Annotated in this window: 22 protein-coding genes and 1 tRNA gene; 15 read left to right on the top strand and 8 right to left on the bottom strand. The window is 58.9% G+C overall.

Annotated features, from left to right (window positions below):
- Window positions 1-11 precede the first annotated feature (11 nt).
- Window positions 12-962 (top strand): alpha-E domain-containing protein, encoded by a 951-nt coding sequence (locus PMI31_RS09155; protein ID WP_007971901.1) that lies wholly within the window; start codon window positions 12-14, stop codon window positions 960-962.
- Window positions 959-1,768: a transglutaminase family protein gene (locus PMI31_RS09150; protein ID WP_008017653.1), complete on the top strand. Its 810-nt coding sequence runs from the start codon at window positions 959-961 to the stop codon at window positions 1,766-1,768. The genes PMI31_RS09155 and PMI31_RS09150 overlap by 4 nt, the downstream gene beginning before the upstream one ends.
- 122 nt (window positions 1,769-1,890) lie before the next feature.
- Here the strand turns inward: PMI31_RS09150 and PMI31_RS09145 are convergent, their stop codons facing one another.
- Complete coding sequence (locus PMI31_RS09145) at window positions 1,891-2,712, bottom strand: c-type cytochrome (RefSeq protein WP_008017651.1); 822 nt, start codon at window positions 2,710-2,712, stop codon at window positions 1,891-1,893.
- Between the two features lie 599 nt (window positions 2,713-3,311).
- On the opposite strand from PMI31_RS09145, the gene PMI31_RS09140 reads away from it, so the two are divergent.
- The 3 genes from PMI31_RS09140 (at window position 3,312) to PMI31_RS09130 (ending at window position 7,504) form a co-directional block, all read left to right on the top strand.
- On the top strand, window positions 3,312-4,517 hold the full coding sequence (locus tag PMI31_RS09140) for an acetyl-CoA C-acetyltransferase (protein WP_008017649.1): 1,206 nt from the start codon (window positions 3,312-3,314) through the stop codon (window positions 4,515-4,517).
- Between the two features lie 24 nt (window positions 4,518-4,541).
- A complete protein-coding gene (locus PMI31_RS09135; RefSeq protein WP_008017648.1) occupies window positions 4,542-6,686 on the top strand; it encodes a 3-hydroxyacyl-CoA dehydrogenase NAD-binding domain-containing protein in 2,145 nt (714 codons plus the stop codon).
- Between the two features lie 95 nt (window positions 6,687-6,781).
- Window positions 6,782-7,504, top strand: a complete 723-nt coding sequence (locus tag PMI31_RS09130) for an amidotransferase (protein ID WP_008017646.1) — start codon at window positions 6,782-6,784, stop codon at window positions 7,502-7,504.
- 100 nt (window positions 7,505-7,604) lie between these two features.
- Here PMI31_RS09130 and PMI31_RS09125 read toward each other — a convergent pair whose 3' ends face one another.
- From PMI31_RS09125 to PMI31_RS09115, 3 genes are all read right to left on the bottom strand, one after another.
- A complete protein-coding gene (locus PMI31_RS09125; protein WP_008017645.1) occupies window positions 7,605-8,576 on the bottom strand; it encodes a magnesium and cobalt transport protein CorA in 972 nt (323 codons plus the stop codon).
- 161 nt (window positions 8,577-8,737) lie between these two features.
- Window positions 8,738-9,460 carry a lysophospholipid acyltransferase family protein gene (locus PMI31_RS09120; RefSeq protein WP_008017643.1) on the bottom strand — a complete coding sequence of 241 codons (723 nt, stop codon included), beginning with the start codon at window positions 9,458-9,460 and terminating at the stop codon, window positions 8,738-8,740.
- Window positions 9,461-9,674: 214 nt separating this feature from the next.
- Entirely contained in the window at window positions 9,675-10,364 is a 690-nt protein-coding gene (locus PMI31_RS09115) for a crotonase/enoyl-CoA hydratase family protein (protein ID WP_008017641.1), read from the bottom strand.
- Window positions 10,365-10,672: 308 nt separating this feature from the next.
- On the opposite strand from PMI31_RS09115, the gene PMI31_RS09110 reads away from it, so the two are divergent.
- Window positions 10,673-10,762 (top strand) — tRNA-Ser (locus tag PMI31_RS09110).
- Between the two features lie 334 nt (window positions 10,763-11,096).
- Here the strand turns inward: PMI31_RS09110 and PMI31_RS09105 are convergent.
- Window positions 11,097-11,552 (bottom strand): hypothetical protein, encoded by a 456-nt coding sequence (locus PMI31_RS09105; protein WP_043302305.1) that lies wholly within the window; start codon window positions 11,550-11,552, stop codon window positions 11,097-11,099.
- A 170-nt stretch (window positions 11,553-11,722) separates the two neighbouring features.
- On the opposite strand from PMI31_RS09105, the gene PMI31_RS09100 reads away from it, so the two are divergent.
- The 3 genes from PMI31_RS09100 to PMI31_RS09090 are packed head-to-tail and all read left to right on the top strand — an operon-like array spanning window position 11,723 to window position 12,639.
- Complete coding sequence (locus tag PMI31_RS09100) at window positions 11,723-11,977, top strand: type II toxin-antitoxin system HicA family toxin (RefSeq protein ID WP_043302304.1); 255 nt, start codon at window positions 11,723-11,725, stop codon at window positions 11,975-11,977.
- Entirely contained in the window at window positions 11,974-12,306 is a 333-nt protein-coding gene (locus PMI31_RS09095; protein ID WP_008017639.1) for a type II toxin-antitoxin system HicB family antitoxin, read from the top strand. The genes PMI31_RS09100 and PMI31_RS09095 overlap by 4 nt, the downstream gene beginning before the upstream one ends.
- A gap of 54 nt (window positions 12,307-12,360) precedes the next feature.
- Entirely contained in the window at window positions 12,361-12,639 is a 279-nt protein-coding gene (locus PMI31_RS09090; RefSeq protein ID WP_043302303.1) for a hypothetical protein, read from the top strand.
- Here PMI31_RS09090 and PMI31_RS09085 read toward each other — a convergent pair.
- Complete coding sequence (locus tag PMI31_RS09085; protein WP_008017638.1) at window positions 12,631-13,215, bottom strand: hypothetical protein; 585 nt, start codon at window positions 13,213-13,215, stop codon at window positions 12,631-12,633. The two genes, PMI31_RS09090 and PMI31_RS09085, sit on opposite strands and share 9 nt — an antisense overlap.
- A gap of 150 nt (window positions 13,216-13,365) precedes the next feature.
- On the opposite strand from PMI31_RS09085, the gene PMI31_RS09080 reads away from it, so the two are divergent.
- From PMI31_RS09080 to PMI31_RS09060, 5 genes are all read left to right on the top strand, one after another.
- Window positions 13,366-13,686, top strand: a complete 321-nt coding sequence (locus tag PMI31_RS09080) for a YbjQ family protein (RefSeq protein WP_008017636.1) — start codon at window positions 13,366-13,368, stop codon at window positions 13,684-13,686.
- Between the two features lie 145 nt (window positions 13,687-13,831).
- Window positions 13,832-14,020 carry a hypothetical protein gene (locus PMI31_RS09075; RefSeq protein ID WP_032829518.1) on the top strand — a complete coding sequence of 63 codons (189 nt, stop codon included), beginning with the start codon at window positions 13,832-13,834 and terminating at the stop codon, window positions 14,018-14,020.
- A 311-nt stretch (window positions 14,021-14,331) separates the two neighbouring features.
- Window positions 14,332-14,700, top strand: coding sequence for a hypothetical protein (locus PMI31_RS09070; RefSeq protein ID WP_007988063.1), 369 nt, complete (start codon window positions 14,332-14,334; stop codon window positions 14,698-14,700).
- Between the two features lie 113 nt (window positions 14,701-14,813).
- Entirely contained in the window at window positions 14,814-15,281 is a 468-nt protein-coding gene (locus tag PMI31_RS09065) for a glycine zipper domain-containing protein (protein WP_008017633.1), read from the top strand.
- A gap of 16 nt (window positions 15,282-15,297) precedes the next feature.
- Window positions 15,298-15,480: a hypothetical protein gene (locus PMI31_RS09060; protein ID WP_008017631.1), complete on the top strand. Its 183-nt coding sequence runs from the start codon at window positions 15,298-15,300 to the stop codon at window positions 15,478-15,480.
- Window positions 15,481-15,582: 102 nt separating this feature from the next.
- Here PMI31_RS09060 and PMI31_RS09055 read toward each other — a convergent pair whose 3' ends face one another.
- The gene (locus tag PMI31_RS09055; RefSeq protein ID WP_008017629.1) at window positions 15,583-18,702 is read right to left on the bottom strand and encodes an RHS repeat-associated core domain-containing protein; all 3,120 of its coding nucleotides are present in this window, start codon (window positions 18,700-18,702) and stop codon (window positions 15,583-15,585) included.
- A 248-nt stretch (window positions 18,703-18,950) separates the two neighbouring features.
- On the opposite strand from PMI31_RS09055, the gene PMI31_RS09050 reads away from it, so the two are divergent.
- A complete protein-coding gene (locus PMI31_RS09050) occupies window positions 18,951-19,646 on the top strand; it encodes an HAD-IA family hydrolase (protein WP_008017628.1) in 696 nt (231 codons plus the stop codon).
- 59 nt (window positions 19,647-19,705) lie between these two features.
- On the opposite strand, the gene PMI31_RS09045 is transcribed toward PMI31_RS09050, so the two are convergent.
- On the bottom strand, window positions 19,706-20,452 hold the full coding sequence (locus PMI31_RS09045; protein ID WP_008017627.1) for a 3-oxoacyl-ACP reductase family protein: 747 nt from the start codon (window positions 20,450-20,452) through the stop codon (window positions 19,706-19,708).
- Window positions 20,453-20,528 lie beyond the last annotated feature (76 nt).

Raw genomic sequence — 20,528 nt, 5'->3', positions numbered from 1 at the left:
GGAAGCCTGCCATGTTAAGTAGAACTGCCTCGGATTTGTATTGGATGTCGCGTTACCTGGAGCGGGCGGAAAACCTCGCGCGGATGCTCGACATCAGTTATTCGCTGTCGCTGATGCCGCAAGACGGTCGTGGCGATGGATTGCACGAACTGGCCATGCCGCTGTTGATCACCGGCACCCTGGACGATTACCTGGAGCGCCATGGCGAACTGCATGCCGAACGGCTGCTGCATTTCTTCGCCCTGGATGCGGCCAACCCGGCGAGCATCTACAGCTGTCTCGGTGCTGCACGGGCCAGTGCCCATGCGGTGCGTGGGCGCATCACCGCCGACATGTGGGAAAACATCAACGCCACCTGGCTGGAAATTCGCGGAATCGCCGAGCAGGGCCTCAGTCGCTACGGCATGAGCCGTTTCTGCGAGTGGATCAAGGAACGTTCCCACCTGTTCCGGGGCGCGTCCTACGGCACCATCATGCGTAACGATGCGTTTCGCTTCATTCGCCTGGGGACCTTTATCGAGCGGGCCGACAACACTTTGCGCCTGCTCGATGCCCGCTACGAAATGGCCGGCGATCAGGCCGAAGCGGTCAGCGATGGCACCGCTCACGCGTATTACCAATGGAGCGCGTTGTTGCGGGCGTTGTCGTCGTTCGAGGCCTACACGGAAATCTACCGCGACGCCCCCGGCGCCCGGCATGTCGCCGAACTGCTGTTGCTGCGGGCCGATGTACCGCGATCCCTGCGCGCCTGTACCGAAGAAATCGACCAGATCCTTGCGCAGTTACCAGGGGCCAATGGTCGCCCCGCACAACGCCTGGCGGCAGAAATGGACGCACGCCTGCGCTACACCGGCATCCATGAAATTCTCGAAGAAGGCCTGCACGCCTGGCTGACCGAGTTCATCCCGCTGGTGCGCCAGTTGGGTAACGCGATACACAGTTCTTATCTGGAGGCCGCATGAGACTTTCCATTAGCCACGAGACCACCTATCACTACGAAGACAAGGTGCGGGCGAGCATCCAGTACCTGCGACTGACTCCCCACGACAGCGAGCGCCAGCACGTGCTCAGTTGGCAGCTCGACCTGCCGCGTCCGGTGCGGGCGCAACTCGATCCATTCGGCAACATCCTGCATGTGCTGACCATGGATGAGCCTCACGAGGCGATCATCATCGGTGCCCGTGGCCAAGTCGATATCGACGAGTTGCGTGAGGCCGAACACGAGAGTCAGTCGGCACTGCCGTTTCTGCGTTTCACTCGCCTGACTGAAGCGGATGCGGCGTTGCGTGCGTTTGCCGAGAAGGCGTGCAAGCAACGCCGTGATCGCACGGCGTTGATCGATCTGATGCATGGACTCAACCAGCATATGACCTACACGCCGGGCTCCACGGAAGTGGACACCAGCGCGGCCCAGGCCTTTGCGGGGCGCTCCGGCGTGTGTCAGGACCATACCCATGCGTTCCTTGCATGCACTCGCAGCCTGGGTATTCCGGCGCGTTATGTGTCGGGGTATCTGTACAGCGAGAACAGCGAACACCTGGCCAGCCACGCCTGGGCCGAGGCCTGGCTGGATGACGCCTGGTACAGCTTTGACGTGACCAACGAACTGGCCCGGCCGGAACGTCACCTGAAACTGGCGGTGGGCCTGGATTACCTGGATGCCTGCCCGGTGCGCGGGATGCGCCGGGGTGGCGGGTGTGAGCAGATGCACGCCAAGGTACTGGTTTCACCGACGCCAGCACCGGTGATCTCCGTGCAGCAGCAGTAACAAGGATCACCGCTCATCCCCTGTAGGAGCGGGCTTGCCAGCGATGAGGCCATCACAGTCGACATCAATGTTGAATGTCAGAGTGCTATCGCTGGCAAGCCAGCTCCTACAAGGGAATGCGGTCAGGGCTTAACTTTGCGTCCTGTCATATGCTGCAAATACCCCACCAACATTCCCAAATCCTCATCCGGCAGTACCTCAGCGGAGAACCCCGGCATCTTCGCCTGCGGCCACTGGCGCAAACTCTGGGGATCGCGAATGTAGCGCTTGAGGAAGTCCGCGCCGAAATACTCGGTCGGGTTGTACGGAATATTCAGGTCCGGCCCGAACTGCGAGTCGCCGGCGCCATTGAGTCGATGGCACGCCAGGCAGTTTTTCTGGAACAACGCAAACCCCTTGTACACCGGATCATCCGCCTTCAGCGCCGGATCGGGCAGCAAGACAGGAAAGCGCTCGGCCACGGGCGCCAGGCGTTTGATGCTCGCTACCTGGAACGGCCATTGTTCGGGGCTGATGTTGCCGGCCTGCGGATGGGTCCAGACCAGATAGAACGGCCCGGCGCCTGGCTTGCCTTCGAACAGCGGTGGCCAGGGTTTGGCCGGGTCTTCTATCGCCAGCCACGCCTGTGCCCCCTGGGTATTGAGCAACGGCGCTGCGGCCATTTCGGCGGCAAAGCCATCCAGGGCCACGGCTTGCAGGTGGTCGTCAGGCTTGATGCCGGTCAGCAACGCGGACAGGGGCACGGCGCGGTAGCTCATGTCCCGCTTGTAGGAAACGTCATTGCTGATGTTGATGGTTTGAACCTGAGGATGCTTGAGCAATTCCTCGGTCTGCCAGGTGCGACTGGTCGCGCCCAGCTCCAGGTTCAGCTGTGCGGCATACAGGGGCGAGCCGAACAACAGGGCCCCGAGCAGAATGAGCATTTTCAAATGATCGCCGTCCATGTCGTGGAAGTGCCGCCAAGGTTGGCACAGCCACGCTGGCCCGGATAGCGGGCCAGTCACATTTTGATAGTGGCAATTCAAAAACCGTGACGCGGTATCTTTCAGACGCGACTAGCCAATCACCTTGGTCAGGTTCGGCAATATCAACAACAGTGTGGTGGCGAAAAGGATGAGCCCGGCTTGACGTACTTTCGATTGTTTGAACATGGCTTGACCGCCTTTATTGTTATTTCCTGATGCCTGCCTGCATTGCTCCATGACGGCAGGTGCACTTCCTGTAGCGACGAGTGCCTCGGCAAAACCCGACGACAACTTCGTACAAGTTCACCTTAGAGCCCGCGCAGAGCTTGGCTTAGATTCATTTTGTATGGTGTTCTTACGATTCGCTGTAAAAAAGACATGAGGCCTATTGCCAGCTTCTTTGGCGCCCGTTGGCTAGACAGCTTGGTGTCCGGAATCGGTAAAGCCGATAGCTCACTACCGTCCGTCTGAGCGTGAGCGTCAACATCTGTGAGCGCTGCGGTCATTGAATCAAATGCGGCTCGGGCCAAGAGTGAGCACTCGATATTCACCCACCCGCACTGTGGTTCGAGGACGTCATGACCCAAGCATTGATTTTCGACGCGTTACGCACGCCCCGTGGCAAAGGCAAGGCCGACGGCGCCTTGCACAGTGTCAAACCGGTGGACCTGGTGGCCGGTTTGCTCACCGCGCTGCAACAGCGCACGGCGCTGGACACCAGCCAGGTCGATGACGTGGTGCTCGGCTGCGTGACGCCGATTGGCGATCAAGGTTCCGACATCGCCAAAACCGCCGCCCAGGTGGCCGATTGGGATGTCAGCGTGGCGGGGGTACAGATCAACCGTTTCTGTGCTTCGGGGCTGGAGGCGGTCAACCTCGGCGCGATGAAAGTGCGCTCCGGCTTTGAGGACCTGGTGGTGGTCGGTGGTGTCGAGTCGATGTCCCGGGTGCCGATGGGCAGCGATGGCGGGGCCTGGGCACTGGACCCGGCGACTAACCTGCACAGTCACTTCACGCCACAGGGCGTGGGCGCGGACCTGATCGCCACCCTTGAAGGCTTCAGCCGTCAGGATGTCGATGCCTACGCGCTGCATTCCCAGCAAAAGGCTGCGCGGGCACGGGCCGACGGTTCATTCAACAAGTCTCTGGTGCCGGTGCAGGACCAGAACGGCATCATCCTGCTCGATCACGATGAGTTCATCCGCGCCGATTCGACCCTCGAAGGCCTGGGCAAGCTCAAGCCGAGTTTCGAGATGATGGGGCAGATGGGGTTCGATGCCACCGCGCTGCGGGTCTATAGCCATGTGGAGCGGATCAATCATGTTCACACCCCTGGCAACAGCTCCGGGATTGTCGATGGCGCGGCGCTGATGCTTATCGGCTCCGAAGCCAAGGGCCGGGCGCTGGGTCTGCAGCCACGGGCGCGGATTGTCGCCACGGCGGTCACCAGCACCGATCCGACCATCATGCTCACCGGCCCCGCGCCGGCGACCCGCAAGGCGTTGGCCAAGGCCGGGCTGCGGGTCGAAGACATCGATCTGTTCGAGGTCAACGAGGCGTTCGCTTCCGTGGTGTTGAAATTCATCAAGGACATGGCCGTCGATCCGGACAAGGTCAATGTCAACGGCGGCTCCATCGCCATGGGCCACCCGCTGGGCGCCACTGGCTGCGCCATTCTCGGCACGCTGCTGGATGAACTGGAGGCCCGACGCCTGCGTTATGGCCTCGCGACCCTGTGTGTCGGCGGCGGCATGGGCATTGCCACCATCATCGAACGCCTCTGAGCCCGGACTTCAAGGAATCCAGTTATGAACGAAGCCATTCGTTACGAAAAAGGCCAGGACCAAATCGTCGTCCTGACCATCGACATGCCGGGCCAGAGCGCCAACACCATGAGCGCGGTGTACCGCGAGGCCATGGCTGACTGCGTTGCGCGCCTGGTGGCCGACAAGGACAGCATCGCTGGCGTGATCATCGCCTCGGCCAAGAAAACCTTCTTCGCCGGCGGCGACCTCAACGAACTGATCAAGGTCGGCAAGCCCGAAGCCAAAGCCTTCTACGACATGGTGCTGACCCTCAAGGGGCAGTTGCGCACCCTGGAAACCCTTGGCAAACCGGTGGTTGCGGCGATCAACGGCGCGGCACTCGGCGGCGGCTGGGAAATCTGCCTGGCCTGCCATCATCGTGTGGCGCTGGACAACCCGTCGGTGCAACTCGGCCTGCCGGAAGTTACCCTCGGCCTGCTGCCGGGCGGTGGTGGCGTGGTGCGCATGGTGCGCATGCTTGGAATCGAAAAAGCCCTGCCATACCTGCTCGAAGGCAAGAAAGTTCGCCCGCAACAGGCGTTGCAGGCGGGGTTGATCGACGAACTGGCAGCGGATGCCGAAGAGCTGATGGCCAAGGCCAAGGCGTGGATTCTCGCCAACCCGGCGGCGGTACAGCGCTGGGACGTGAAGGGCTACCAGATTCCGGGCGGTACGCCGTCAAACCCGAAAGTCGCCCAGATGCTGGCGATTGCACCGTCGATCCTGCGCAGCAAAACCCAGGGCACGATGCCCGCGCCGGAGAAAATCCTGTGCGCGGCGGTCGAGGGCGCCCAGGTGGATTTCGACACGGCGCACTTGATCGAAACCCGCTATTTCACTGAGCTCACCACCGGCCAGGTGGCGAAAAACCTGATTGGCACGTTCTGGTTCCAGCTCAACGAAATCAATGCTGGCGGCTCGCGGCCTCAAGGCTTTGCACCTTATGTCACCCGCAAGGTCGGGGTGCTCGGCGCCGGGATGATGGGCGCCGGAATTGCGTTTGTCAGCGCATCGGCCGGTATCGAGGTGGTGCTCAAGGACATCACAATCGCTGCGGCGCAGAAGGGCAAGGCGCATTCAGCGGCGCTGCTGGACAAGCAAGTCGCTCGCGGACAAATGAGCATCGAGCAACGCGACAGCGTTCTGGCTCGCATTCAACCCACCGCAAGCGATGCCGACCTGGCTGGTTGCGACCTGATCATCGAGGCCGTGTTCGAGGATCGGGATTTGAAGGCCAAGGTCTCGTTGGCGGCGCAGAAGGTCGTCGGCGCGGACGCGGTGATCGCTTCCAACACCTCAACCTTGCCGATCAGCGGCCTGGCGTGCGCCGTGCCCGATCAGAGCAAGTTCATCGGCCTGCATTTTTTCAGCCCCGTGGAAAAAATGCCGCTGGTGGAAATCATCAAGGGCACCAATACCAGCGATGAAACCCTGGCCCGCGGGTTCGATTACGTCCTGCAAATCAGGAAAACCCCGATTGTGGTCAATGACAGCCGTGGGTTCTTCACCTCAAGGGTGTTCGGCACCTTCACCAACGAAGGCATTGCCATGCTGGGCGAAGGCGTGAACGCGGCGATGATCGAGACTGAAGCACGCAAGGCCGGCATGCCTGTAGGGCCGCTGGCGATCTCTGACGAAGTTTCCCTCAGCCTGATGAATCATATCCGCCTGCAAACGGCCAAGGACCTGCAGGCAGAAGGCAAACCGCTGAGGGAGCATCCGGCCTTTGCCGTGATTGACTTGCTGCTCAATGAATACAAGCGTCCGGGCAAGGCTGCCGGGGGTGGTTTCTATGAGTATCCGGCGGGCGGCCAGAAACACCTGTGGCCCGAGTTGAAAACCCGCTTCGAGAAAGCCGACGGGCAGATTTCGCCGAAAGATGTGCGTGATCGCTTGCTGTTCGTGCAAGCCATCGAAACCGTGCGCTGTGTGGAGGAGGGCGTGTTGACCTCGACGGCGGATGCCAACATTGGCTCGATCTTCGGCATCGGCTTTGCCCCGTGGACCGGCGGTGCGCTGCAGTTCATCAACCAGTACGGCGTGCAGGACTTTGTCGCCCGCGCCCAGTACCTGGCCAGGCAATATGGCGAGCGGTTCGCGCCGCCCGCATTGCTGCTGGAGAAGGCCGCCAAAGGGGAGACATTCTAAGGGGGCGATGACGCATTTCGGGGCTTGCCTTGTCACGGTGTTTCAGGGCAGGCTCTGGGGTGTGCATTATTCCCATCACGTGTCAGGTATTTTTTATGTCGTTACGCATCTGCATTCTGGAAACCGACCACCTGCGTCCGGAATTGGTTGACCAATATCAGGGCTACGGGCAGATGTTCAAACACCTGTTTTCGCAGCAGCCGATTGCCGCCGAGTTCATGGTCTACAACGTGGTACAGGGTGAATACCCAAGCGACGACCTGACATTCGACGCCTACCTGGTGACGGGCAGCAAGGCCGACTCCTTCGGCACCGACCCGTGGATCGAAACCCTCAAGACCTATCTGCTGACCCGCTACGAGCGCGGCGACAAGTTGCTGGGCGTCTGCTTCGGTCATCAGTTGCTGGCATTGCTGCTCGGCGGCAAGAGCGAGCGTGCGACTCAAGGCTGGGGCGTCGGCACCCACAAATACAAATTGGCCGCCAAGGCGCCATGGATGAATCCGGTGCGCGAAGAACTGACGTTGCTGATCAGCCACCAGGATCAGGTCACGTCGCTGCCGGAGAACGCCACGGTCATTGCTTCCAGCGATTTCTGCCCGTTTGCCGCTTATCACATCAACGACCAGGTGCTGTGCTTCCAGGGGCATCCGGAGTTCATCCACGACTACTCCCGTGCCCTGCTGGACATACGTCAGGAGGCACTGGGCGAGCAGGTCTACAGCAAAGGCATTGCGAGCCTGGAGCAGGAGCACCAAGGCACTACGGTTGCCGAGTGGATGATGCGGTTTGTCGCGCACAAGCCAACAGCTGTTTAAAACCTGTAGGAGCGAGCCCAGCTCGCGATGGTCGTGAACGATAACGCGCCAAACCTGACAGCCCACGGTGCTCTCAGGTTTTTCGCGAGCAGGCTCGCTCCTACAACCACCCCGATTTCTTGAAGCTCGCCCACAACCCCAGACAGCCCACCGTAATAAATCCCAGCACCCCGAAATACCCGTAGTGCCAGTTCAACTCCGGCATGTTCTGGAAATTCATCCCGTAAATCCCCGCCACCGCCGTCGGGAAGGCCAGAATCGCCGCCCAGGCCGCAAACTTGCGTTGCACCACGCTCTGACGAGAGGCCTCGAGCAGCACCCCGACCTCGATCGTCTGGCTGGCAATATCCGCCAGGGTCGTCAGGTCTTCCATTTGCCGCGTTACATGGATCTGCACATCGCGAAAGTACGGACGCATGTTCTTATCGATGAACGGGAATTTCAGCCTCTGCAACTCCTCCCCGATCTCAATCATCGGAGCCACATAACGACGCAAGCGCAAAACATCACGACGCAGGCCGTGTAGCTTCTGGATGTCGTAGTCATTCAACACGCCGCATAACACGTTGCGCTCCAGCTCATCGATTTCCGCGTGAATGGCTTCACCCATCGGCTGGTAGTTCTCGATCACAAAATTGAGGATGGCATAGAGAACGAAATCTTCCCCGTGCTCAAGCAATAGCGGACGCGCCTCACAGCGTTGTCGGACATGGGCGTAGGACGCCGAGTGACCGTTGCGTGCAGTAATGATGTAGCCATTGCCGGCAAAGATATGCGTCTCGATGAACTCAAGTTTGCCTTCATGACGGATGGGCGAATACGTCACGATGAACAGCGCATCGCCGAAGGTTTCCAGCTTTGGCCGGCTGTGCTTTTCCAGGGCGTCTTCAATGGCCAGTTCGTGCAGGTTGAACTGGCGTTGCAGGTTGTAGAGCTCCTCGGCATTCGGCTCCTCGAGGCCGATCCAGACAAAGTGCCCGGGTTTGGCAGCCCAGGCTGCGCCTTCGTCGAGGGTGATATTGGTGACTCTTTTACCGGCGCTATAAACCGCAGCAGCAACAACTCTACCCATGATGGTGGTTCACTTCTTTTGGCAGCTTTCAATTGGCAACATATGCAATGCCAGTGTTGATCAGCTTAGCCTTGCAGTGTTTGAGAGTCAGCTAAATCTGCCGAGTTCGCCGGTAAAGTCTCGCAGGCAAAAGAAAACCCGCACCAGGCGGGTTTTCTTGTTCAGGCGGCTTGCAGTTGCCGGTCCATCGAATCGATGCATTCACGCATCTGCTCGCGGCACTGGGCAATCAGCATGGGCATGTCGTCCAGGCTCAATCCGGCGGTGGGAATCGCCGGCAACGAACGAATCAGGATTTTCCCGCTGCGCCAGCGGTTCAAGCGCATGTGTTTGATGTAACTGCTGACACACACCGGCACGATCGGAACTCCGGCGGCAATGGCCATCTGGAAGGCGCCTTTCTTGAAAGGCAGCAAGTCCTCACCCAGGTTGCGCGTGCCCTCCGGGAAGACCCAGATCGAGGTGTCCTTGTGTTGCAGGGTGTGGGTGGTGGTCAGCATCGACTTGCGCGCCTTGTGCGCATTGCCACGGTCGATCAGCACATTGCCTGCCAACCAGAACAACTGCCCGAACAGCGGCACCCATTTCAGGCTCTTTTTGCCGATGCACACGGTACGGCGGGGCACCACGTTGCCAAACACAAACAAGTCGTAGTTGGACTGGTGATTGGCAATGATCACGCAGCTGTCGGGCTTATCCATCAATGGCCCAACTTCGGCCTTCACCCGCAAACGCAAAATACACATGGCCGGCCATGCATACAGGCGTGCGCACAGACGGCTGTTGTCCGGGTTGAATGGCCGGCACAAACCGAGAATCACACCCAGCACACCCGCCACAACAAAGTGAAGGCCCATCAATGACATACGCAACAAAAACAGCATTTACAGGCCCCACCGGGACAAAAGGTGGCGCAGTGTACGGATGTGCACTGTTTTCGGCAATTGCTGCCAGAGTAGTGGGAGATAGCCGATGTTTGTGCTGATGTTTCCGACTAATCGGTCAGATACGGTCTAGAGCGGTTACAGGCGTTTAACACAGACATGTATGAAACAGCCCGACACGACGGTCGGGCCTTTCGTTGTAGCAGGTCCGGGCTTAACCCAAATGTTCCTGGTCCTGGATGATCGCGTTGTCCAGGGCCTCCAGCAGCGCTTTGCGCACTTTCAATTTGGTGTTCTTGTGCGCGGTCATGTTGATCTTCTTCAACTGGCGAGCCGCCGCCAGTGCCGCGCCTTGCAGTTCTTCAGCCGACACCACGACATCCAGGAAACCGGCAGCCACGGCGCCTTGTGGATTGAACATCTCGCCGTTGACCACCGAACGCTGCAGCGCCACTTTGTTCAGGCGGTCACGGGCGATCTCAATGCCTGCGTGGTGCATGGTCATGCCGATCTGCACTTCGTTCAGACCAATGCTGAACGGGCCGTCTACGCCGATGCGATAGTCGGCCGACAACAGCAGAAACGCACCCTTGGCCACTGCATGCCCCGGGCACGCAACGATCACCGGGAAGGGGTGCGACAGCAGGCGGCGGGCCAGTGTCGAGCCGGAGGTCACCAGTGCCACGGCTTCTTTAGGGCCGGCTGTCATCACCTTCAAGTCATAACCGCCGGAGAGAATGCCCGGCTGACCGGTAATGATCACCACCGCACGATCAGTCACGGCCTGATCCAGCGCAGCGTTGAACGCGGCAATCACATCCGGGGAGATGGCATTGACCTTGCCATTGCTCAAGGTCAGGGTCGCGATACCGTCTTCGAGATGGTAGGAGATCAACTCACTCATGACGCTATTCCTTTCAATAAAGTTGGGCAGACGTTACCCACCGCCGCAGGCCAGGTAAAGCGCCGTGACTGACCCGCCAGTCACCCTTTCCCCGCCCACCAGGCGTAGCCCGCCGTGCCTGCCGCGCATTCCCCTCTATATAGAAGAGGGGGCGAAGCCGGAGATTGGCCGGATTGCCATGGCCTCGAGCGAGCGCAAACGCTGAATCGCGTTAACCGCATGAAAATTCTGAAAAAAATGTTTGCCATCGGAAAAGCTTTCGACTACATTAGCGCGCCTCGACAGACAGAACATGTTTGAAGAGATACGGTGAAGTGTCCGAGTGGCTTAAGGAGCACGCCTGGAAAGTGTGTATACAGGAAACTGTATCGAGAGTTCGAATCTCTCCTTCACCGCCACATTCTGCAAACACAAACCCCTGATTTTCCTAGAGAGAGTCGGGGGTTTGTGGTTTTTGGCGTCTGAAAAAGGGTGATATGGGAACACCGTTCGCTACGTTGGCGGCGTTGATTCCGGTTTACGGAGCTGGTGTGGACGCGTACGTGTAGAACGGGCCATCGGGGTCTGCATTAGAGATCCGATTTAGGTGGTGCAGTCTATTTAAAGTGTCGAGTTCCTATGTCTTTCATCGGGTGCGACTTGGGAAAGGGTAACTTTCTGGATCTTACAGGGTCGTATTGTCATCTCGAAGTCTGTTCTATGATTCGCTCGCAGACCAATGCACATAGGGCTCTATGCAGCTCCACTTGCCTCAATATGTTCCCAGATTTCATCCAGCATTGTACGGAAAGTAACGTCTTTTTCAGCAACGGTATGGATTGCTGAATCGTCCAGCGTAGCTCCATGGATTGTTTGTTTGCCTATTTTTAAGGCCGCGTTAAGCTTTACGCGTACTCCGTCTTCGGGAATACCTGGGAGGTGGCCGCAATTGGCTTGATTTCCGAGAATGAATGCGTTTTCAAGTTCTATTTTTGCTGCCTCTTCGAAAAGATAATTGGCTTGCTGAAGTAAGATTAAGCGATTGTCACTCTCCTGCCAGTGTTCCAGGCCCGGTCGCTGAATTGCAGCGACGTCTGGAGAGTATTTCGACGAATAAAGGGCAACAAGGCGGCCACCGACCCAAAAGGTAAGCAAGCGTACCTCCTTACGCAACTCTCGGATTTTGCCTACAACTTCAGCGAGAGTCACCGGGTACTCTTGTAACCGCCCCAAACAAAATCTGAACCTCAGACACGAAAACGCCGCTTTCCTATTGCTGGATAAGCGGCGTTTTCTTAGCGCGTGTTGGAGGGTCGCTTCATGCATCAGCGATGTCATTCGCGGTTGCTAAACCCAGCACGGTATCATGATATAATACCATGAATAGTAAACAGCTCAGTACTCTCAAAGCCGTGTTCTCGAGGCCTACCCCGGCCACGCTGGAGTGGGCTCGTATCGAGTCCTTGCTCGGAGCAGCAGGCGCCAGAACCATTGAAGGCAATGGATCGCGAGTACGTTTTGAACTCAATGGCGTGGTGGCCACCTTTCACCGTCCCCACCCCGACAAAGAAGCCAGGCCCTACCAGGTGCGTGACGCTCGGGCTTTCCTTGAACAAGCAGGAGTTACCCCGTGAACGTGATGAATTACAACGGCTATGCAGCCAGAATTGAGTACAGCGACGAAGATGGCCTGTTTGTTGGCCACATCGCAGGCATCAAGGATGTCGTTGGGTTTCACGGCGAGTCAGTCCAGGAGCTCCGAGCGGCGTTCGAAGAGGCCGTCACTGACTATCTGGAAACGTGCGCCAAGCTCGGACGTGCACCGCAGAAACCCTATTCGGGCAACCTGAGTCTGCGTCTAGCCCCCGCACTGCATGCAACGGTCGCGGTAAAAGCGCAGTTAGCTCACAAGAGTATCAATCAGTGGGTCGCCGACGTTCTTGATCGCGAAGCGCATGCCTAAGGCTGTGTTATTCATTTATTGCGGTACCTGGTTCGGTGTGACTGCGGAATCGGAATGCAGTATTTAATAGGGCTTGCCGCAAGAATGAGCATTGAACTAAAGAACTTTATCAAAGCCGCTCTGTTGGTTTTTGCGGTGTGGCTTGCGCAGTTTCTCGAGCATGAAACACTGACAGCATTAATTTTTACGATTGTATTTTCATGTGGTGCGTATTTTGCTGTTCGCAACCGCAATAGCATCAGTGCTTTTACAAAGAAATGGCCAAGCTCACTGGCTTACGCAGTATTCATTTTTTTTACATATGTAATCGTGGCGGAAAAACCACTACGTTAGCTCAAGTCGCTCTAACGCATAGTCCTTACCTGCCAAGGTAAGTTCAAAAGTGGTGGCGCCGAACGTACCCCGTGTCACTTTTTGCCTCACAAGATGTTTAGCCTGGAGTTGCTTTAGACCGTCTTCAACTTCCAGCTTGCTGAGCGAGACAAGTTTGCAAACCGAGTCCAGGTTTGCAATTTTCCTGAAATTTGCGTGATAGGCCAAAGCTTCCATCAGCAACGTTTGGTTATCTGTCAACTGCGGAAACTGAGGGTTGTTCGTTTTGTAAACTTTTCGCTCTATCTCGTGTAGCTCGCCGTAAGTGCCGTCAGTGGTGCGGTAGTAGTAAATCGCTACGCTCAGAATGCTGATTAAAGCCGCGATAATCGTCAGCAGCGACCAATTCGGCATTGGCGTTTCTAACAGAAGCCAGTTCCACGCAATTAGCAGCCAGCCCTTGGTATCTGCCAACAACGTCATGTCGAAGTAAGTGTCGAGCAGCTTTGTGGCAGATACCAAGGCGACGAGGAAGCCTCCAGTCGAGTAGGCAATAGCCTTGAAAGTGAAGGGGAAATGATTGCCTTCTGCTGTCATGCTGCTCGTCTCCAGTGTAGAGAACCGACGTTATCAGCATAGCAGTGGAGAGCGGTGCCCCGGCATTGGTGCGGGTGGGGGAGATGCTGATCCCGTAACATTGCCAGCATTCGATGCGTTGGCTGAATATCTGAACAGGAAGGAACAGCAATGATCACCACCACCACTCATTCCATTGAAGGTCGGCAAATTACCGCCTATCTGGACATCGTCAGCGCCGAGTCGGTGCAAGGGATCAACATCGTCCGTGACGTGTTTGCCGGGATGCGCGACTTTTTCGGCGGGCGTTCCCAGACATTGGAGCGAGCGTTGAAGGAAGCGCGCATTCAAGCCACCGATGAGATCAGGGAGCGGGCGCGGGCGCTTCAGGCGGACGCGGTGGTCGGGCTTGATTATGAGATCAGCATGCCGGCCGGCAAGGGCGGGATGGTCGTGGTGTTTGTGACCGGGACGGCGGTCAAGTTGCGGTGAAGGAGCGAAGCCATTCGTCGGTCACGGGGGAGTCCGAACGGCAAGTCCATAAGTGACCGTCTAGTCTCAAAAACCTTGGCGATCGATATTTTTTCGGCAAAAGGGCTTGCCGGTGTCGATCCCGCTTTTTGAAAGGGGTGAAGAGATGGCTGATCCGTATATCGAGGACGATGGTGCAGAGTTTCCGATCAACAATTCCGTGCGGTGTGGCCAGACCCAGTATGTGGCCAGTTTCGGCGAGGACCAGACAGAGGTCGACAAGATCAAGACCAGGGCGTGCCGGGTACTGAAGGGCAAATTCCTGCCCAAGGTGACAGCACCGGTCAGGAAGTAAACGAATGCGAGCAGACCCTGTCATTGAACGGGGTTTTTGATGATTGAAAGGGTTGCATGACAATATTTTCAGGCGGCTGATCTTTCACAAACTTTTCACAGCCCCCTCCGTAGTCTCGTCTTATCCGTTAGAAAGCAACACCTGGCCCGTTTCCCCAGCGGGCTTTTTTTTGTCCGTCATAAAACCTTTTGCAAAAATGCTGTCCAATCGTCGCCAATCGCGAAGTTGGACCGGTGTGCTGGACTTTATCCGCGCAAAAGCATTCAATCTCGCCCCCTTTTGTGTACCCCCTATTTTTTGAGGTTTTTGTCATGCGTTTAACACTGCCCGCTCTGGTTCTGGGGCTTCTGGTTGCTCAAGGTGCAATGGCTGGTGACGGCACTGCCGCGCTGGGCGGTGGTTTGGGCGGCGCATTGGGTAACGTGGTCGGCCAGAAGATGGGCGGCAGCACTGGCGCAGCGATTGGTGCAGGCGTCGCTGGCGCGGCGGGCAGCGCAGTTGCCGCCAAAAAAGGTCATCGTACCAGCGCTGCTATCGGTGGTGGTGTCGGTGCGGCCGGTGGTTCGGTGATCGGTAACAGCCTCGGTGGCAAGTCCGGCGCCACCATCGGCGCAGGCCTGGGCGGTGCATTGGGCGGCGGCGTAGGCAGCAACCTGGCCAATGGTCACAAGCGTCACTGATCCTGATCCAGATTTGAAAAGAGCCCGGCTTGATGCCGGGCTTTTTCGTATGTGAACGATTTACGCCGCAATGGCTCAAATCATCCATACCCCCCAAGAATGTGAGGCGTACCATGAACCCTGTAATCAACGGCAAGAAAAACGGAAGCCTGAATGCTCGTCGATTGATGTTGCCGGCGATTGTTTTTGGATTGCTGGTCTCTCAGGTGGCGCTGGCGGGAGGTAACGGAGATGCCGCGGTAGGCGGTGGTCTTGGTGGGGTGTTGGGCAACGTTGTCGGTGGCCAGGTGGGTGGCAGCACGGGCGCAGCGATTGGCGCAGGTGTCGGCGGAGCGGCCGGCAGTGCCATTGCCGCGCCCAAGCACAGTCGCACCGAGGCGGCGGTAGGCGGTGGCCTGGGCGCGGCGGGTGGTTCGGTGGTCGGCAACAGCCTTGGCGGCTCGACCGGATCGGCCATCGGCGCGGGCCTTGGCGGTGCAGCGGGCGGCGCGGTCGGCAATGATCTGGGGAGTGACAGCGGCCATTCCCATTCCGGTAACGGTCATAAACACTCGAACAAGCACCACAGGAAGCATCACTAGTTAGGCGAGGCATACCATGACTGCGGAAACCGAGGGCAAGGAAGAAAAAGGCCCGAGCGAACTGCCGTTTATCAACGATCCCGGCAATGAAGATCCGGGATCGCTGATGGATGATGCGACGGTGCCGCTCAACGATGCTGATGATGCGGGCGATGTGGGGAATATTGATTTGGAAGATGAGGAAGAGGACGAAGATTGATCGAATCGTGTTGCCGGATCGAACGCGTCCATCGCCAAGTCATTGCCGGTGCCGGTGCAGCGATTACGAAACGACAGTGAGGAAGCCTGGGTCCCGATTACTTTAGGCAGTCGATCCAATGGGTTCAATTGCAGTTTCATCGATTTCCCAGGGCTTCCGTGAGTCCCCGCGATACAAGTATTTATTTGGAGGTTTTGGAGCGGGCGCATCAGGCTCACCTTCATCAACCTTTGCCACTCCCTCCCGATCCGTCGCCAGGCATCCCGGCTTGTTCGCCTGCGGGCAATTCCCGCCCAACCCCGACGGACTCACCCATCCCGTCGGGTTCCGGGTGTATCGATACGGGTTCAACCCACCGGCCAACTTGACCGGATCCTGCGTCAGATAACGACCGATGTCCGGATGGTAGTAGCGATGCCGGTTGTAGTGCAGGCCGCTCTCAGCGTCGAAATACTGCCCCTGAAACCGTAGCGGTTGCTCAAGCCGTTCGTCGTCGCTGTGGCTCGGTTCGCGGCGTTTGCCGTGGGCGGTGTATTTGGCCGACCATACGATGGCGCCGGCGTAGCTGGTCAGTTCCTGCGGGGTGCCGAGGTGGTCGAGTTGGTAGTAGAACGGGCAGGCGTCTGCCCGCCCTTTGCCGTCGAGCAGCGCCAGCGGGCGGAGGGTGTCGGGTTCGTAGACGTAGCTGCGGTAGTGCCGGGGGCCGCTTTCAGCGATGAGCTGGTCGCCTTGCCAGAAGAATTGCGTGATCTGGCCGTCGACGGTTTTGCGGATGCGCCGACCGAAGGCGTCGTAGCGGTAGCTGACACTTCTACCATCCGGGGTGCTGACCCCGATCAGGCGGTGCTGGCTGTCGTAGGTGTATTCGGTGACCTGGGGCGGCATACCGCGACATTCGCGAATCAGGTTGCCGAAGACGTCGTAGTCGTAGTGGCTGTCGCAGCGGCGGCGCAAGCGGTTGCCCTGGAGTACGCGAGGGCCGGGGCGGTCGTGGATCAGCAGGTTGCCGGCCGGGTCGTGAGTGAAGTTCTCTGTGGACTGGTCGCGGGCGTGTCGCACGCCGGTCAGGCGGTCGAGCGCGTCGTATTGGTAGCGGCGTGAACCGTGGCGGCTGTCGGCAATTTGCAGGAGGTTACCCTTGGTGCTGTAGGCATACTCACGGTGGTACAGCGGTCGTTGCTTTTGACTGACGGCGTGGGCCTGCAAACGGCCTTGCTCGTCGTAGGCATAATCACTGAGCAGCAGACCCTGTTGGCGTTGCTGTTCGCGCCTACCGACAAAACGATGGCTGGTCAGGCGCGTGCCGTTGAGATCGATGGCAGTAAGGGCGCCCCCTTTGGCGTGGTGGTAGACGAGGACACAGGCATCCGGCAGGTGTATGCGCTTGAGCCGACCGCAGGGGTCGTAGCCGTAACGCAGGGTCCCCGAACCCTGATGCTCGGTGATCAGCCGGCCCTGGCTGTCGTATTCGAATTCCAGCGGACGGCCCTGGCCGTCATCGACGCTGATCAGTTGCCCGAAGTTGTCGTAGCGGTACTCGACCTTGAGCCCATCGGGCAGGGTTTTGACCAGTAGCCGCCCAGCGCTGTCACGTTGATAACCGGTCACCAGCTGTGAGCCGTCGTCGCCAAACTCGGTTTTCTCCATCAACTGGCCATTGAAGTCGTAGCTGTAGGCGGTACGACGGCCATCGAAGCCGGTTTCCTGTCTGATCAATCCGCCCGGGGTGTAGTCCAGCCGGTAAGTGTCGCCGACCTCGTTGTCGATCTCGCTGAGCAACAAATGCACATGGTCGTAACGGTACTTCAGCGCACTGCCGTCGGGGTTGATCCGACGGCTGACCAAGTGCAGGTCGTCAGTGTATTCGTAACGGGTTACCCGCCCCAGTTCGTCGGTTTTGGCGGTGACCTGGCTGTAGGCGTTATAGCGCCAGGCACGGCGGGCACCGGTGGGCAGCGTCGTCTGGGTCAGTCGGCCCACGGCGTCCCACTCGTAACCGGTGATGGCACCGTGTTCGTCCTGTTGGGTAATCCGCCGCCCCAATGCATCGTAGGAAAAAGTGCGTAGAGCACCGTCCGGCAGGGTCTCTTCCAGCAATTGTCCCAAGGCGTTCCAGACAAACTGGTGACTGCTCTGGTCGGGGAAACGGATCGTCAGCAAGCGTCCCTGCGGGTCGTAGAAATAGCGGGTGATCTGCCCGTCGGGATCGGTGACGGCAGTGATGTCCCCTTGGGCATTGCGCCGGTAGCTCCACCTCGCCTGACTGTGGGGGCGGGTGTGCGGGAAGCCGTGACGATACTCGTAGGACATAGGCGCCTCATCCGGCGCAAGCAGTGCGATCAGATGGCCCTGATCGTCCCAGATGTAACGCACTTCCATCTGCGCAAACGAGGCCCAGTAACGGATGCAGCGGGCTGCCTTGCCGGAGCGTTCCCACGCCCAGAAGACACTCGCGCCGCCAGCCAGTTGCCGTTGCAGGATGACGTGCTGCTCGTCGTAGTCATAGCGTTCGCTTTCACCCGCGGCGTTGGTCGCCTCGATCAAACGCTGGCGGGCGTCGTAGCGGTAGCTGACCAGCGTCTGTTCGGTGCGCCAGGTTTGCGCCTCGGAGCCTCTGCGCTGAAACACCTGATAGTCGACGGCCACCAGGTGCTTGAGGTCGTAACGCAGCAGCAGGGCGCGGTCGGCGCCATTGTCCAGGCGCTGAATCCGGTCAAAGTGGTCACGCTGTATCGTCAGGCGGTTGCCGTAGGCGTCGCTGATCGCGCCGAGCCGGCCGTCGCGGAAGTGATAGAAACGCGCCACGTCGCCGGCCAGGGCGAGGATCAGTTCGTCCGGCGCTTCGCCGAGGTAAACCGCCGCCTGCGACAGGCTGTTGTGGGTCAGCGGGCGCGCCGCCGTCGGCCGCGGAAATGGCGTGCGGCGGTTTTCGGGGTCGATCCACAGCACCTGCTCGCCGTGGAGTTCCAGGTGCTGGGACAGCGAATGACTCCAGCCAAAACCGAGGCCACTGTCGAGTTCGACGGCACTGGTGCGATAGAGGCGGGTGAAGTCGAACGGCAAGACTCCGTCGAGGGTGCCGTCGGTCAGGGTCAGCAGTACTTCGCCGGTAACCATCGACACCGGGCAGCTGTGGGTGGTGCGCTCGACGGTTTCGGTCCTGTGCACCCGCGTCAAGGGACTGCTGGTGGGGAATGCCAATACCTCTTGGGGATCGAACATCGGCAGACTTTCGCTTGGCGGAATGTGGAGCTCGAGACTCTGCGGGGGATCTGCAAGGAAAGAAGTCAGGAAGGTTGGTGTTTGGTGTAGGGCGATTCGCTAAATATCGCAGGGCCATTCGGCGTGAATCGGGATTTCATCGTTGCTCTGAGCCAGCGGCGCTCGCTATGCTGCTGAATCCTTTAATCCATTCGGGCATCAGGCCGTTCCTGAGCTGCCCGCGATGCCTCGGAAACGGATCAGATGCGATGAATGCACCACTGAAAGCATTCGGCCCGATCAAGGCCGTGATTTTCGATATGGACGGCTTGTTGCTGGATACAGAGGGTATCTACACCGAAGTCACGTCTATCATCGCTGCGCGTTACGGCCGAACGTTCGATTGGAGCATCAAACAGAACATCATTGGTCGGGGCGCGGGCGATCTGGCGCGCTATGTGGTTGAAGCGCTGGACTTGCCGATTACGGCGCAAGAGTTTCTGGTGATCCGCGAGCCGCTGATGCGCGAGCGTTTTCCTACAGCGCAGGCGATGCCTGGCGCACAGGAGCTGGTACGGCATCTGAAGGCCAACAACATTCCCATTGCGGTCGGCACCAGTTCTTCGAGCCAGTCGTTCGGCCAGAAAACCACCTTGCACCGCGACTGGTTCGCCTTGTTCGACTTCATCGTCACCGCCGATGACCCAGAGGTGGGCGCGGCCAAGCCGGCACCGGATATTTTCCTGACGGCGGCGCGGCGTCTGGGCGTCGCGCCTGAGGATTGCCTGGTGTTCGAGGATTCGCCCTTTGGTGTCACCGCCGCGAAGGCGGCGGGGATGACGGCGATTGCGATTCCGGATGCTGCAATGGCCGACGCCAGGTACGCACATGCCGATGGCATTCTTCGTACGTTGAAGGCGTTCGAGCCGGGCGCTTTTGGTTTGCCGGCGCTTGAGTGGGCCTGACGACAAAAAATGTGGGAGCGGCGGTGCGGCGATCCCACATTTGCTTTGCGTTTAATGCGTCAGGCGCCGAAGCCACCGTCGATGGTCAGACTGGCCCCTGTAATGTAGCCGGCTTCCGGGCCGACGAGGTAGGCGACGAAGCTGGCGATCTCTTCGGCCTTGCCGTAACGGCCCACAGCCATCATCGGGATCAGGCTTTCCGCAAAGTCACCGTCGGCCGGATTCATGTCGGTGTCGACCGGACCCGGTTGCACGTTATTGATGGTGATGCCTTGCGGGCCGAGATCACGGGCCAGGCCTTTGGTCAGGCCGACCAGTGCCGACTTGCTCATGGCGTACGGGCCGCCACCGGCGAAGGGCATGCGGTCGGCGTTGGTGCTGCCGATGTTGATGATGCGACCGCCTTCGGTCATGTGTCTGGCGGCGGCCTGGGTGGCGATGAACACGCTGCGCACGTTGATGGCCAGGGTCTGGTCGAAGTCTTCGAGTTTAAACTCGGCCAGCGGCGCGATGGCCAGTACACCCGCATTGTTGACCAGGATATCCAGGCGACCGAAGGCTTCTACCGTGGCGGACACCGCACCGCGGATCGCCTCGGCGTCGGCGCTGTCAGCCTTGATGGCCAGGGCCTTGCCGCCTTTGGCGGTGATGCTGTCTTGCAGTGCTTCGGCCTTTGCCGTCGAGCTGACATAAGTGAAGGCAACGGTCGCGCCTTCAGCAGCCAGGCGCTTGACGATGGCTGCGCCGATACCGCGGGAACCACCTTGAATCAATGCCACTTTGCCGCTGAGGTTCTGAGTAGTCATGTCGATCTCCAAGTCCCGAGGCGAGATGTCCCGGTTGATGGAGCCTAGTATCGATTCAGGATTACGTGCCGTGTAG

Source organism: Pseudomonas sp. GM55, from assembly GCF_000282395.1.
GTDB classification, from domain to species: domain Bacteria; phylum Pseudomonadota; class Gammaproteobacteria; order Pseudomonadales; family Pseudomonadaceae; genus Aquipseudomonas; species Aquipseudomonas fluorescens_CC.
Note: the sequence above shows the minus strand (reverse complement) of the source record. Positions and strands in the feature narration are given on the sequence as shown.

What these genes read in the sequence shown, in the direction of transcription:
- PMI31_RS09155 (WP_007971901.1), top strand. Translation starts at nt 12, where the DNA reads ATGTTAAGTAGAACTGCCTCGGATTTGTATTGGATGTCGCGTTACCTG.
- PMI31_RS09150 (WP_008017653.1), top strand. Translation starts at nt 959, where the DNA reads ATGAGACTTTCCATTAGCCACGAGACCACCTATCACTACGAAGACAAG.
- PMI31_RS09145 (WP_008017651.1), bottom strand. Translation starts at nt 2,712, where the DNA reads ATGGACGGCGATCATTTGAAAATGCTCATTCTGCTCGGGGCCCTGTTG.
- PMI31_RS09140 (WP_008017649.1), top strand. Translation starts at nt 3,312, where the DNA reads ATGACCCAAGCATTGATTTTCGACGCGTTACGCACGCCCCGTGGCAAA.
- PMI31_RS09135 (WP_008017648.1), top strand. Translation starts at nt 4,542, where the DNA reads ATGAACGAAGCCATTCGTTACGAAAAAGGCCAGGACCAAATCGTCGTC.
- PMI31_RS09130 (WP_008017646.1), top strand. Translation starts at nt 6,782, where the DNA reads ATGTCGTTACGCATCTGCATTCTGGAAACCGACCACCTGCGTCCGGAA.
- PMI31_RS09125 (WP_008017645.1), bottom strand. Translation starts at nt 8,576, where the DNA reads ATGGGTAGAGTTGTTGCTGCTGCGGTTTATAGCGCCGGTAAAAGAGTC.
- PMI31_RS09120 (WP_008017643.1), bottom strand. Translation starts at nt 9,460, where the DNA reads ATGCTGTTTTTGTTGCGTATGTCATTGATGGGCCTTCACTTTGTTGTG.
- PMI31_RS09115 (WP_008017641.1), bottom strand. Translation starts at nt 10,364, where the DNA reads ATGAGTGAGTTGATCTCCTACCATCTCGAAGACGGTATCGCGACCCTG.
- PMI31_RS09100 (WP_043302304.1), top strand. Translation starts at nt 11,723, where the DNA reads ATGAATAGTAAACAGCTCAGTACTCTCAAAGCCGTGTTCTCGAGGCCT.
- PMI31_RS09090 (WP_043302303.1), top strand. Translation starts at nt 12,361, where the DNA reads ATGCAGTATTTAATAGGGCTTGCCGCAAGAATGAGCATTGAACTAAAG.
- PMI31_RS09085 (WP_008017638.1), bottom strand. Translation starts at nt 13,215, where the DNA reads ATGACAGCAGAAGGCAATCATTTCCCCTTCACTTTCAAGGCTATTGCC.
- PMI31_RS09080 (WP_008017636.1), top strand. Translation starts at nt 13,366, where the DNA reads ATGATCACCACCACCACTCATTCCATTGAAGGTCGGCAAATTACCGCC.
- PMI31_RS09075 (WP_032829518.1), top strand. Translation starts at nt 13,832, where the DNA reads ATGGCTGATCCGTATATCGAGGACGATGGTGCAGAGTTTCCGATCAAC.
- PMI31_RS09070 (WP_007988063.1), top strand. Translation starts at nt 14,332, where the DNA reads ATGCGTTTAACACTGCCCGCTCTGGTTCTGGGGCTTCTGGTTGCTCAA.
- PMI31_RS09065 (WP_008017633.1), top strand. Translation starts at nt 14,814, where the DNA reads ATGAACCCTGTAATCAACGGCAAGAAAAACGGAAGCCTGAATGCTCGT.
- PMI31_RS09060 (WP_008017631.1), top strand. Translation starts at nt 15,298, where the DNA reads ATGACTGCGGAAACCGAGGGCAAGGAAGAAAAAGGCCCGAGCGAACTG.
- PMI31_RS09055 (WP_008017629.1), bottom strand. Translation starts at nt 18,702, where the DNA reads ATGTTCGATCCCCAAGAGGTATTGGCATTCCCCACCAGCAGTCCCTTG.
- PMI31_RS09050 (WP_008017628.1), top strand. Translation starts at nt 18,951, where the DNA reads ATGAATGCACCACTGAAAGCATTCGGCCCGATCAAGGCCGTGATTTTC.
- PMI31_RS09045 (WP_008017627.1), bottom strand. Translation starts at nt 20,452, where the DNA reads ATGACTACTCAGAACCTCAGCGGCAAAGTGGCATTGATTCAAGGTGGT.